Annotated in this window: 9 protein-coding genes, 1 pseudogene and 1 riboswitch; of the genes and pseudogenes, 5 read left to right on the forward strand and 5 right to left on the reverse strand. The window is 71.9% G+C overall.

Going from position 1 to position 12,236, the window contains the following annotated elements; genetic code table 11:
- Positions 1-36: 36 nt before the first annotated feature.
- Complete coding sequence (locus ADL34_RS34510; protein WP_079034143.1) at positions 37-651, reverse strand: PadR family transcriptional regulator; 615 nt, start codon at positions 649-651, stop codon at positions 37-39.
- Positions 652-848: 197 nt separating this feature from the next.
- On the opposite strand from ADL34_RS34510, the gene ADL34_RS04200 reads away from it, so the two are divergent.
- Positions 849-1,658: a PhzF family phenazine biosynthesis protein gene (locus tag ADL34_RS04200; RefSeq protein WP_062668166.1), complete on the forward strand. Its 810-nt coding sequence runs from the start codon at positions 849-851 to the stop codon at positions 1,656-1,658.
- A 115-nt stretch (positions 1,659-1,773) separates the two neighbouring features.
- Here ADL34_RS04200 and ADL34_RS04205 read toward each other — a convergent pair whose 3' ends face one another.
- Positions 1,774-2,574 (reverse strand): CPBP family intramembrane glutamic endopeptidase, encoded by an 801-nt coding sequence (locus ADL34_RS04205; RefSeq protein ID WP_062668167.1) that lies wholly within the window; start codon positions 2,572-2,574, stop codon positions 1,774-1,776.
- 201 nt (positions 2,575-2,775) lie between these two features.
- Here ADL34_RS04205 and ADL34_RS04210 point away from each other — a divergent pair, with 201 nt between their 5' ends.
- A complete protein-coding gene (locus ADL34_RS04210) occupies positions 2,776-4,548 on the forward strand; it encodes a substrate-binding and VWA domain-containing protein (protein ID WP_062668168.1) in 1,773 nt (590 codons plus the stop codon).
- 182 nt (positions 4,549-4,730) lie between these two features.
- Here ADL34_RS04210 and ADL34_RS04215 read toward each other — a convergent pair whose 3' ends face one another.
- Positions 4,731-6,248 carry a glutamate-cysteine ligase family protein gene (locus ADL34_RS04215; protein ID WP_062668169.1) on the reverse strand — a complete coding sequence of 506 codons (1,518 nt, stop codon included), beginning with the start codon at positions 6,246-6,248 and terminating at the stop codon, positions 4,731-4,733.
- Positions 6,249-6,804: 556 nt separating this feature from the next.
- On the opposite strand from ADL34_RS04215, the gene ADL34_RS04220 reads away from it, so the two are divergent.
- A complete protein-coding gene (locus ADL34_RS04220; protein WP_062668170.1) occupies positions 6,805-7,407 on the forward strand; it encodes a hypothetical protein in 603 nt (200 codons plus the stop codon).
- Between the two features lie 325 nt (positions 7,408-7,732).
- Positions 7,733-7,936, forward strand: coding sequence for a DUF5999 family protein (locus ADL34_RS04225; RefSeq protein WP_062668171.1), 204 nt, complete (start codon positions 7,733-7,735; stop codon positions 7,934-7,936).
- A 216-nt stretch (positions 7,937-8,152) separates the two neighbouring features.
- Here the strand turns inward: ADL34_RS04225 and gcvP are convergent, their stop codons facing one another.
- A complete protein-coding gene (gene gcvP, locus ADL34_RS04230; protein ID WP_062668172.1) occupies positions 8,153-11,038 on the reverse strand; it encodes an aminomethyl-transferring glycine dehydrogenase in 2,886 nt (961 codons plus the stop codon).
- A 175-nt stretch (positions 11,039-11,213) separates the two neighbouring features.
- A riboswitch (glycine riboswitch) is annotated at positions 11,214-11,309 on the reverse strand.
- A gap of 113 nt (positions 11,310-11,422) precedes the next feature.
- Between gcvP and ADL34_RS04235 the strand changes: the two genes are divergently transcribed.
- Positions 11,423-11,803 (forward strand): PRC-barrel domain-containing protein, encoded by a 381-nt coding sequence (locus ADL34_RS04235; RefSeq protein WP_199835518.1) that lies wholly within the window; start codon positions 11,423-11,425, stop codon positions 11,801-11,803.
- A gap of 239 nt (positions 11,804-12,042) precedes the next feature.
- Here the strand turns inward: ADL34_RS04235 and ADL34_RS36520 are convergent.
- Positions 12,043-12,236, reverse strand: a pseudogene (locus tag ADL34_RS36520) (DNA polymerase IV); the annotation flags it as partial.

Raw genomic sequence — 12,236 nt, forward strand, 5'->3', positions numbered from 1 at the left:
GCGGATCACTCCCCGGGGCGCTCGGCGCGGTCGGTCTCAGTCCTCGTCGGCGAGGATCAGGTACAGCTTCTTGCGGGCCTCGCCGATGACGGCGAGCGCCTTCTCGCGCTGCTCCTTGGTGCCCGTCTTCCAGACCTGGCCGAAGGCCTCCATCAGACCGAAGCCCGCCTGCCGGATCTCGCCCAGCGCCTCCCAGTCGACCCCTCGGGAAGCCTCTTCCCAGGGGGCGTCCGGGCCCGCGTCGGCCGCCTCGCGGCCCGGCTCGGTCAGGGAGAACAGCTTCTTGCCGCCCTCGCTCTCGCTGACGATCAGACCCTCGTCCTCCAGCAGCTGGAGGGTCGGGTACACCGAGCCGGGGCTGGGCTTCCACGCCCCGCCGCTGCGCTCGGCGATCTCCTGGATCATCTCGTAGCCGTGCATCGGGCGGTCCGTCAGCAGGGCGAGGATCGACGCCCGTACGTCACCGCGCCGCGCCCTCCCCCGAGGCCCACCGCGACCCCTGGGCCCCCACGGGCCGGGTCCGAATCCGGGTCCGCCGAAGCCCTGGCCGCCCGGCCCGAACGGCCCGAAGGCGCCACGGCGCCCCTCGGAACCACCTCGGCCGCGGCCTCCGTGACCACCGTGTCCACGCTCGAATCCATGGGAACGCATCGCTGTCACTCCATCCATCGTTGATCAGTCGCGATGCTTCAACGATATATCGGAAACAAGCGAACGACAAGCCCTTCCGAACTGCCTGACCGGAGCCCTTGCGAGGAGGCGCTGCGCGTCCCTCTGGGCGGACACCGGTCCAGCACCCTCCGATTGGCCTTGGCCGCCCGCTCCCGGCACCCCCTACCGTCGGCGGCATGCGGATTCGAATCGTCGACGCCTTCACCGACCACCCCTTCTCCGGCAACCCGGCGGGGGTCCTCCTCCTCGACGCCTTCCCGGCGGACGCCTGGCTCCAGGACGTGGCCAGGGAGGTCAACCATCCAGAGACGGCGTTCGCACACCGGCTGCCCGAGGGCGGGGAGGCCGACTGGGCGCTGCGCTGGTTCACGCCCGCCGCGGAGGTGGCCATGTGCGGCCACGCCACCCTCGCCACGGCCCACGTCCTGCACAGCACCCGCGCCCACGAGGGGCCGGTGCGGTTCGCCACCCGCAGTGGCGTCCTCGTCGCCACGCCCCGCGCGGACGGTTCGATCACGCTCGACTTCCCGACCGCCCCGCTGACCCCCGTGCCGGTGCCCGACGGGCTCGCCGAGGTCCTCGGCGCCGAGCCGCTGAGCGCCTTCGACACCGGCCCGTACGTCGGCGACCTGCTCGTCGAACTCGCCGACGAGAAGACGGTCCGCGCCCTGACCCCCGACTTCCGGGCGCTCGGCACGCACTCCGAGCGCGGCGTCATCGCCACAGCCCGAGCCGAGGACCCCGCCCGGGGCCACGACTTCGTCAGCCGCGGGTTCTTCCCGAACGTCGGCGTCGACGAGGACGCCGTCACGGGCAGCGCCCACACCGCCCTCGCGCCCTTCTGGTCCGAGCGCCTCGGCAGCACCGAGCTCACCGGCCTGCAGGCGTCCCACCGCCCCGGGCACGTCCGTGTCGAACTGCGCGGCGGCCGCACCCTGCTGAGCGGCCGCGCGGTCACGGTCATCGAGGGCGAGCTGAACGCCTAAGCCGGTTCGCTGGGGGCACGGCGAAGGGGGCGTACGAGCCGTTCGTACGCCCCCTTCGTCAGGCCCCGGACCTCATGCTCCCGGGTGTCACACCCTCGGGTGTCATGCCCCCGGGTCAGGCCGTCGGCAGCCAGTCCACGCGGCCCGCCAGCAGCGCGTATCCGACGAACGCCCCGATGTCGAGCAGGGTGTGGGCGACGACCAGCGGGCCCACGCGCCCCCAGCGTCGGTAGAGGAGGACGAAGACGACGCCCATCACCATGTTGCCGAGGAAGCCGCCGATGCCCTGGTACAGGTGGTACGAGCCGCGCAGGACGGAGCTGGCCACCAGCGCGGCACCGGGCGTCCAGCCCAGCTGCCCGAGCCGCCGCAGCAGATACCCGACGACGATGACCTCTTCGAGGACGGCGTTCTGCAGGGCCGACAGGATCAGTACCGGGTACTTCCACCACACGTCCGGCAGCGCCTCGGGCACCACGGTGAGGTTGAAGCCGAGTTCGCGGACGGCGAGGTAGAACGCGATCCCGGTGCTGCCGATCACCGCCGCGATCCCCGCGCCCCGGCCCAGGTCGAACCAGGGGCGCCCGCGGTCGAAGCCGATCGTCCGCATGCTCCGCCCCTCGCGCATGAGGAGGTGCGCGACCAGCGCGACGGGCACCAGGGCGCTGGCGATCCCGAACAGCTGCCAGGCCAGGTCCAGCCACGGACGCCCCGGCGCGGCCGAGGCGTTGAGCGTGGCCGCCTGGTCCTTGAGACCGCCCGGCTTGGTCACGGACCCGACGAAACTGATCAAGGCGGACACACCGCTCGCGCCGAGCGAGAGCGCGAGGACGAGCAGTGTCTCGTCACGGAGGATCCGCCGTGCGGGCCGCTCGCGCGGAAAGGAATCGGCCAGGGGATCTGCCTCGCCCTGCACACCTGCCTCCAGTTGGCTAATCGCGTCTCATCCTGATCGCCGCCCGGCTAGGGTCTCGAAAAAAGTCACGAGGACCGTGCGGGGCCGCCGTCGGAGGACGGGGTTCCGTACGGGGCGCACCGCCCGCACCGCCCCTCCGCCCGCCCCACGGCGGAGTGCGGCGCGGGACCGGGCGGGGCGACAGGGAGGGGCACCACCGTCATGGGACGTCACAGCTTGCCCGATCAGTATGGAGCGGGCAGCGGCGACCCCCGTCGGCGCGCCTTCCGGCGCAGGCTGGCCCTGGTGACGGCCGTGGCGCTGACGGTGGCCGGCGGTACGGCCGCCGCGGTCGGGGAGGGCCTGCTCTCCTTCGGCACGTCGTGCCAGGACGACGCGGTGCGGCTGAGGCTGGTGGCCTCCCCCGAGGTGGCGCCCGCGCTGGAGACGGCCGCCGAGCGGGCCCGCCGGGCCGGTCTCACCTCGGACGGGCGGTGCGTGGCCGTGACGGTGACCGCGCGGGAGCCGAACCAGGTCGCCGCCGCGCTGACGGCGGACGAGGACCCCCGCGCCGAGGTGTGGGTGCCGGACTCGCAGGCGTGGGTGCAGCGGCTCACGGCGAACGGCGGCACGGCCGAGGTCTCCACGATCGGCCACGTCGCCGCCTCGCCGGTCGGGGTCGCGATGGCCCCGGCCGCCGCGAGGTCGCTGGGGTGGCCGGACCGGACGTACACCTGGACGGAGCTGGCCGCGGCCACCCTCGGCGGCGGTCCCGTGCGGCTCGGCGCGGCCGATCCGGCGCGCAGCGCGGCCGGGTTGCTCGCGCTGACCCGGGTGAGCGCCGCCGCGGGGGCCGCTCGGGGCGGGGACACCCGCGCGGCGGGCCTCATGAAGGCGCTGTCGGAGCGGGTCACCGACGGTGACGGGCAGGTCCTGGAGACCCTGCCGCGCGACACCTCGGACACCGAGTCGGCCAACCCCCGGCGCAATCAGGCAGTGATCCTCAGCGAACAGGCCGCCTTCCGCTACAACACGGCGACCGAGGACGCTCGTGACCTGGACTTCTTCTACCCGAAGGACGGTGCGCCTCAGCTGGACTACCCGTATGCGCTGCTCGATCAGACCGGGCTGACGACCGACGAGAGCCGTGCGGCGATCCGGTTCATGAGCTACCTGGACGACCCGGAGCAGCAGCGCCTGCTGGAGCGCCACGGCTTCCGCACGTCCGACGAGAAGGTGCCCGACGGCCTCGTCGCGCGGGCCGGGGGCAGCCCTTCGCAGCCGTACGGGGCGCCCGTGGACCGGCCGGCCACGGCGGTCGCGCTGCAGGAGACGCTGGGCGTCTGGGAGATCACCGTGCGCAGCGCGCGGATCACGATGGTCGTGGACGCCTCCGCGTCCATGGAGGAGCGGGTGCCGGGGACCGAGCGGTCCCGTATGGATGTCACCAAGGCGTCGCTGCGGCGCGCGCTGGACACCTTCACGGCCGACGACGAGATCGGCCTGTGGGACTTCTCCACCGCGCTGGACGGCGCCAAGGACTACCGCGTGCGCGTACCGGCCGGGCGCCTCGGGGACAGCGAGGGCGATGTCACCCAGCGGGACCGGCTGGAGGCGGCGTTCGGCAGGCTGAAGCCGGTGCCGGACGGCGCGACGGGCCTGTACGACACGACGCTCGCCGCGTACCGGGCGGCGGCCTCCTCGTACGCGAAGGGCCGGTTCAACGCCGTGGTCGTCCTCACGGACGGTGTCAACGAGGACCCGGGCAGCGTCTCGCGGGCCGGCCTCCTCTCCCGGCTCGAGGAGCTGGCCGATCCCAAGCGCCCGCTCCCGCTCATCATGATCGCGGTGGGCCCGGACGCCGACCGCGAGGAGGCAGACCGGATCGCGAAGGCCACCGGGGGGTCGGGACACGAGGTGACGGACCCGGCCCAGATGGAGACGGCGATCCTCAAGGCGATCGTGAAGGCGGCGTCCCCGGACCGCCGAAGCTGACAACCGAACCCGCGGGTCTCACGGCCGGACCTGCCGGGCTCACGACCGGACCGCCGAAGCCGACGACCGGACCCGCAGGACTCACGACCGGACCGACAGAGCCGACGGCCGAACCCGCAGGACCACCACCGGACCGGCGGAGCTGACGGCGGTCGCCCGCGCGCCGCCCCGCCGGACGGTCCTCATCCCGCCGGCACCGGCTCCGGCAGGCCCACCGGCCAGGTGTGCACGGGCTCGCCGAGGTGCATGAGTTCCCGGTAGCGCCGGGTGGTCGCGGCCAGCGCGGCGTCCCGGCCCAGGCCGGCCTCCAGCGCCCGGTGGAAGGTGGCCGCCTGCCAGGACGCGCCGTTGGCACGCCTGCGGCAGCGCTCCTCGATGACGCCCAGGTAGAAGTCGCGGTCGGCCGGTTCGACCCCCCACGCGTCCAGCCCCGACGCGGCCAGCGGCAGCAGTTCGTCGCGGACGAGGCTGACGGCGTCGACCTCGGCCATGGCGCCGTGCCGCCCGCGGCGAGGCCAGCGCAGCCGGGCGTCGATGCCGTCCTTGCACGCGGCGTCGAAGTTGGCGGCCGCCACTTCGAAGGGCATCCGGGTCCAGACGGGCCGTGTCTCCTCCGCGAGGGCGCGGACCACGCCGTAGTAGAAGGCCGCGTTGGCGATGACGTCCGTGACGGTGGGCCCGGCGGGCAGGACGCGGTTCTCCACGCGCAGGTGCGGTACGCCGTCGGCGATGTCGTAGACGGGCCGGTTCCAGCGGTAGACGGTGCCGTTGTGCAGGACGAGCTCGGAGAGGGTGGGGGTGCCGCCCGCGTCCAGGACCTCCAGCGGGTTCTCGTCGTCGCAGATCGGCAGCAGGGCGGGGAAGTAGCGCAGGTTCTCCTCGAAGAGGTCGTACGCCGAGGTGATCCAGCGCTCGCCGAACCAGGTGCGCGGCCGCACGCCCTGCGCCTGGAGCTCGGGCGGTCGGGTGTCGGTGGACTGCTGGAACAGGGGCGGGCGGGACTCGCGCCACAGCTCGCGTCCGAACAGGAACGGCGAGTTGGCGCCGACTGCGATCTGCGCGGCGGCGACCGCCTGGGCGGCGTTCCACACGTCGGCGAAGCGGCCCGGGGTGACCTGCAGGTGCAGTTGCACGGAGGTGCAGGCCGCTTCGGGGGCGATGGACTTCGAGGTGCACGTCAGGCGTTCCACGCCATCGATGTCGAGCGTGAAGTCCTCACCGCGGGCGGCCACGATCTGCTCGTTGAGGAGGGCGTAGCGGTCCACCTCGGAGAGGTTCGAGGAGACCAGGTCGTCGCGGTCGAGGGTCGGCAGAATACCGATCATCACGATTCCCGCGTCGACCTCTCCCGCTTTACGGTCGGCATATGCCAATGACGTACGGAGTTCCTCGCCGAGCTGGTCGAAAACACGCCCCTCCAGCCGGTGCGGGGCTATGTTGACCTCCAGATTGAACATCGCGAGTTCCGTCTGGAAGTCCCGGCTGGCGATGCGCTCCAGGACCTGTCCGTTCAACATTTTCGGCATACCGTCGGCACCGGCGAGATTCAACTCGATCTCCAGCCCCAGCAGATTCCGGGGACGGTCGAACCGCCTCTCCTCCAGCAGCCGCTCCAGCCCCGTCAGACACTGCCGCAGCTTGTCCCGGTAGTGCTGACGATCGGACAGGTCGAACCGACCTGCCACGACCTTCTCCCCCATCGATGTCCTCCTCGGATGGGCGGGCCGACGATCGGCCGCCGGTCTCGCGGGTCAGGTGGGATGATGCCCAGCCGAGGCGATCGATAACGTCCCGGCCCGGCGTGTGGCCCGCTACTCTGTTCCGATGTGACCGGTGGCACATTCACCGGGCAAGCGGCACAGCGCAGTTTCCGCGGGTTCACGAACTCGTGAAAAACGCCGACGACAATTGGCCGACCGCGCCCCGGACGTTTTTCGAGGTCATCACCACACCTCCGGCCGGCAATGGGGATTTTCTCCCGCATATCGCCGACCGAATGCACCCTTGCCGTGTACACCAGGATCGGCTAGGTGAAACATCATCCGAACAGTCGTCGTATAAACTGCGCAATCAGGCAGAGGGTCGGCACCCGCGGTCCCCGTACCTGTCGTCCAGGTGACGTACGGCAGGCCCGACATCCCCCGCGCTTCAGGGCCCCGGCTCCCCGGCACCTCTGACCTCCCCCCGAGCAGACAGCGCTGTCCGCCCTGCCCCGCCCTCGCGCCATCGTGCCTGTCGAATGAGAGGCGTCCCACCATGCCGCTGCACGTTCCCCCGGCTCCCGCGCCCGCACTGCGTTCCGTCCTGGCCGCGCTCGGCTCCCCCACCGCCGTCAGCGAGGCCCGAACTCCCTCCCTGCGCGCCGCGCAGGGGCCCGCCACCCCCGAACTCCCGCTGCCCGTCCATGTGCTGGACGAGATCACCCCGGGGGGCGTGACCGCGACCCGGCTGGCCGGCTGGCGCTTCCTGATCCGGTGCGGGGAACGCGGTGTGGCAGCCGCCGAGACCCGGCTGACTCCCGACGGCTGGACCTTCTCGCACTTCTTCGAGGGCCCCTACATCACGTCGACCGAGCGTGCGCTGCGGCAGGCCGAGACGCTGGCCCAGCCGTACCAGCCGCGCCTGCTGTCGTTCCCCGGCCTCTACATGCTCACCCTGTGGCTGCACGGGGACAGCACCGCCGACGCCGCATCCGGTCACCCCGCCCCCGGGGACGTCCTCATCCCGCTGGCCCCGGCGCCTCCCGGCATCGCCTCCCACGTGCCGCACCGGGTGGCCGACCTGCTGCCCGTCCTCACCCTGCGGGCCACCCCGACGCCGCTGCCACCCCTGCCGCCCCTGCTCGGCTCACCGGCCTGACCGGCCGCGGCGCGAGGCCGGCGTACCCCGTCATCGCCCCTGATGGCGGGGTACGCGGCGTTCGAGGGCTACCGGGGACTAGCCCCATCCGGCCAGGTGAAACCACCCGAAGGGACAGTGCAGTTGGGATGAACCGCCCGCGCGGGTGACGCGTCATGAACGAGTGAGAAGCGGTGCTGCGAAATCCCTGCGGATTACCGCCCGTAGGGCAACACTGGGTTCCGACCGACTTATACAACGGGGGGCGGCCATGAACGAGGCTTCACGCCGCGACACAGACACACCAGCCATCTCATCCGTCACGACAGAGCGAAAGATCCCTTCCATGTGCCAGCACCAACCACCGTGCCCGTCAGCCGACTCCGCCGACCGGGAATCCGCCCGACTCGTGGCGCACCACCCGGAGCAGGGCTGGAGCCTGCTGTGCAACGGTGTTCTCCTCTTCGAGGACACCGGTGAACTCCTGCCGGACGGCAAGATCATCGCCCCGCACCGTCCGCTCGCCGGCACGGCGGTCACCGCCGCGTAGCCCCGCGGCACCGGGCGGCGCCCGCCGCACGCCCGGAGTACTCCCAGGGGCCGGTCGCAGACTCCGACTGCGAGCCGGCCCCCACGTGTGTCCTGGCACGCTCACGCACGGTAGTGCCCTGAACGCCCAGCCGTCACAAGGACGTCGGCAGCACGCGAGAGGGCTCCGCCCCCGGCCGGTACGGCTGGGGGCGGAGCCCTTCGGGTCTGCGGACGGTCAGCCCTCGTACGCGTCCATGGGCGGGCACGAGCACACCAGGTTGCGGTCGCCGAAGGCCTGGTCGATGCGGCGCACCGGCGGCCAGTACTTGTCGGCGACCGACACCCCGGCCGGGAACACGGCCTCCTCGCGGCTGTACGCGTGCTCCCACGCGCCGCCGAGCGCACCGGCGGTGTGCGGGGCGTTGCGCAGCGGGTTGTCCTCGGCGGGCCACTCGCCCGAGCCGACCTTCTCGATCTCCGCGCGGATGGCGATCATCGCGTCGCAGAACCGGTCCAGCTCGGTGAGGTCCTCGGACTCGGTCGGCTCGATCATCAGCGTGCCGGCCACCGGGAACGACATCGTCGGCGCGTGGAAGCCGTAGTCGATGAGGCGCTTGGCCACGTCGTCCACGCTGACACCGGTCGCCTTGGTCAGCGGCCGCAGGTCGATGATGCACTCGTGCGCGACCAGCCCGCCCGGACCGGTGTACAGCACCGGGTAGTGCGGCTCGAGGCGCTTGGCGATGTAGTTCGCGGACAGCACGGCCACCTGCGTGGCCCGCTTGAGTCCCTCGCCGCCCATGAGGCGGACGTACGCCCAGGAGATGGGCAGGATGCCGGCGGAACCCCAGGGCGCGGCCGAGATCGGGCCGACGCCCGTCTCCGGGCCGGCCGCGGGCTGCAGCGGGTGGTTCGGCAGGTACGGCGCCAGGTGCGCGCGCACGCCGACCGGGCCGACGCCCGGACCGCCGCCGCCGTGCGGGATGCAGAAGGTCTTGTGCAGGTTCAGGTGCGAGACGTCGCCGCCGAAGTGGCCGGGCTTGGCCAGGCCCACCAGCGCGTTGAGGTTGGCGCCGTCGACGTACACCTGGCCGCCGGCCTCGTGCACCTGCGCGCAGATGTCGGCGACGTGCTCCTCGAACACACCGTGCGTGGACGGGTAGGTGATCATCAGCACCGCGAGCTCGTCACGGTGCTTCTCGATCTTCGCCCGCAGGTCCTCGACGTCGATCTCGCCGTCCTCGGCGGTCTTCACGACGACGACCTTCATGCCGGCCATCACGGCGCTGGCGGCGTTCGTGCCGTGCGCGGAGGACGGGATGAGGCAGACGATCCGCTGGTCGTCGCCGTTGGCCCGGTGGTAGCCGCGCACGGCGAGCAGACCGGCCAGCTCGCCCTGCGAACCGGCGTTCGGCTGGAGGGAGACCTTGTCGTAGCCGGTGACCTCGGCGAGGCGCTCCTCCAGTTCGCGGATGAGCGTGAGATAGCCCTCCGCCTGCTCGGCGGGCGCGAACGGGTGCAGCTGGCCGAACTCGGGCCAGGTCACCGGCTCCATCTCGGTCGTCGCGTTGAGCTTCATCGTGCAGGAGCCCAGCGGGATCATGCCGCGGTCGAGCGCGTAGTCGCGGTCGGCGAGCCGGCGCAGGTAGCGCAGCATCGCGGTCTCGGAGCGGTGCTGCTGGAAGACGGGGTGCGTCAGGTACTCGTCGCCGCGCAGCAGGGCCTCGGGCAGCGCGTCCCCGGCCGCCGCGTCCAGCGCGTCGATACGGCCCTCGACGCCGAACGCCTTCCACACAGAGGAGACCTGGGACCGGGTGGTCGTCTCGTCGCACGCGACGGACACGTGGTCGGCGTCGACCAGGCGCAGGTTCACCCCGTGGTCGCGGGCGGCGGCGACGACTTCGGCGGCCTTCCCGGGCACGCGGGCCGTCACCGTGTCGAAGAACGAGCCGTGCACGACCTCGACCCCGCCGGCCGACAGGCCCGCGGCGAGGATCGAGGCGTAGCGGTGGGTGCGGGCGGCGATGCCCTTGAGGCCGTCGGGGCCGTGGTAGACGGCGTACATTCCGGCCATCACGGCGAGCAGCACCTGGGCGGTGCAGATGTTGCTGGTGGCCTTCTCCCGACGGATGTGCTGCTCACGGGTCTGCAGGGCGAGCCGGTACGCCTTGTTGCCGTCGGCGTCCACGGAGACGCCCACGAGGCGGCCGGGGAGGCTGCGTGCGAACTTCTCGCGCACCGCCATGTAACCGGCGTGCGGCCCGCCGAAGCCCATCGGCACACCGAACCGCTGCGTGGTGCCCACCGCGATGTCCGTGCCCAGCTCGCCGGGCGACTTCAGCAGGGTGAGCGCCAGCAGGTCGGCGGCGACGGTCACCAGGGCGCCGAGCTCATGGGCCTGCTCGATGACGGGCGTGAGGTCCCGTACGGCACCGGAGGCACCCGGGTACTGCAGGAGCACGCCGTTGATCTCGCGCTCGGCGACCTCGGCGGGGATGCCCTCGCTGAGGTCGGCGACCACGACCTCCACGCCGGTGGGCTCGGCGCGGGTCTGGATCACGGCGATGGTCTGCGGAAGGGCGTCCGCGTCGACCAGGAACAGGCCCTTCTTGTTCTTGCCCATGCGCAGCGACAGCGCCATGGCCTCGGCGGCGGCGGTGCCCTCGTCGAGCAGCGAGGCGCCGGAGGTCGGCAGCCCGGTGAGGTCGGCGACCATCGTCTGGAAGTTCAGCAGGGCCTCCAGCCGGCCCTGGGAGATCTCCGGCTGGTACGGCGTGTAGGCCGTGTACCAGGCGGGGTTCTCCATGACATTGCGCAGGATGACCGGCGGGGTGAACGTTCCGTAGTAGCCGAGTCCGACCATCGAGTCCAGGACCTGGTTCCGGTCGGCGAGGGAGCGCAGCTCGGCCAGCACCTCGGCCTCGGTGCGGGCACCGGGCAGGTCGAGCGCGTCGGCGTTCTTGATCACGTCCGGCACCGCGGCGGCGGTCAGCTCGTCGAGCGAGCCGTACCCGACCTGCGCGAGCATCTTGGCCCGCGCCTCGGAATCGGGACCGATGTGACGCTGCTCGAAGGGAATCCCTTGCTCGAGCTCGGAGAGCGGAATGCGATGGGCGGTCATTGCGGAGGCCTCCTGGTCTGACGCGACCTTCGAGGGGCACCACGGCACGGGTACCCGGACGGCCTCCCCCTCTGTCATCTCAACCTGAGAGCTTCACCGGGGCGCCCGAGGGTCCCGGCTTTCACCGTCGGTGAGAGCGGGAGCCGTCGACCCCCGCCCTGCTTTCCAGAGTGACCTCGTCCGTGCGGTACGTGTGCCTGAGAGATTCCGGGGAGGATTTGCTCCTTCGGCGCCTCCGGTGATCTCCGGAGGACTCTCCCGCACGGGGTCAGCAGCCGGTTCCAGCCTACCAGCGGGGTCGCCGCACGAACCTTCGAGTGGCCGCCGTCACGGATCTGGCTTTTCGTAGTGCTGACGGATGACTTGCGACCAAGTGGAGGGACCGTGCAGACCGACATGGATCCGCGCAACCTGATCGGCCGCAAGGCCTTCGACCGCAACGGCACCAAGATCGGCACCATCGACGAGGTGTACCTGGACGACGCGACCGGCATACCCGAATGGGCGGCCATACGCACCGGCCTCTTCTCCCGCGACGCCTTCGTCCCCCTGGAGCCCAGCGAACTGGTGGACGGCACCCTGCACGTCCCCTTCGACCGCGCCCTGATCAAGGACGCCCCCGACTTCGGCGTGGGCCGCCACCTGTCCCCTGAACAGGAACTGCAGCTCTACCACCACTACGGCCTCGACGTGTCCCCGGGCCCCCCACCCCCGGACCACGACTTCGGCACCCTGGCCCCACGAACACCCCCGACGACAACCTGACGTAATACCGAGCCCGGCCCCGCCGTAACTGCGCCCACCCGCAAACGCGGCCCTACGCCTTCCTCCACCCCACACCCACGCGCTGCCGTAGCTGCGGGCAATCGTGCCGCTGGGCCGGCGCGGGTGGGCGCAGCGGCACCCGCAAGCACGGCCCAGCGCTACGTCCACCCCGCACCCAAGCACCGGCACCCGCCAAGCAACCGGCACCGCAACCCAGCCCGGGCACCCCGCACACCGCCCTACCCCCGCACCGCAGGCGGCGCCTCCCCAGCCTCCCCCCGCACCCCAGGGGCCACCCCTGAAACCAGCGGCAACGGCTCCGCCCTCTCCAACGCCGGATCATCGACCCGAAACGTCCGCACCCGCCCCGGCCCGGATTCCGGCGTCTCGAACCGCACGGTCACCCGCCCGACCCCGCTCCCCTGCACCCACC

Origin of the sequence: Streptomyces sp. NRRL WC-3605 (genome assembly GCF_001509795.1) — a bacterium.
GTDB lineage: Bacteria > Actinomycetota > Actinomycetes > Streptomycetales > Streptomycetaceae > Streptomyces > Streptomyces viridochromogenes.

Coding starts and splice junctions, on each gene's coding strand:
- ADL34_RS04200 (WP_062668166.1), top strand. CDS start 849: ATGCGGATTCGAATCGTCGACGCCTTCACCGACCACCCCTTCTCCGGC.
- gcvP (WP_062668172.1), bottom strand. CDS start 11,038: ATGACCGCCCATCGCATTCCGCTCTCCGAGCTCGAGCAAGGGATTCCC.
- ADL34_RS04215 (WP_062668169.1), bottom strand. CDS start 6,248: ATGGGGGAGAAGGTCGTGGCAGGTCGGTTCGACCTGTCCGATCGTCAG.
- ADL34_RS04210 (WP_062668168.1), top strand. CDS start 2,776: ATGGGACGTCACAGCTTGCCCGATCAGTATGGAGCGGGCAGCGGCGAC.
- ADL34_RS34510 (WP_079034143.1), bottom strand. CDS start 651: ATGCGTTCCCATGGATTCGAGCGTGGACACGGTGGTCACGGAGGCCGC.
- ADL34_RS04225 (WP_062668171.1), top strand. CDS start 7,733: ATGTGCCAGCACCAACCACCGTGCCCGTCAGCCGACTCCGCCGACCGG.
- ADL34_RS04220 (WP_062668170.1), top strand. CDS start 6,805: ATGCCGCTGCACGTTCCCCCGGCTCCCGCGCCCGCACTGCGTTCCGTC.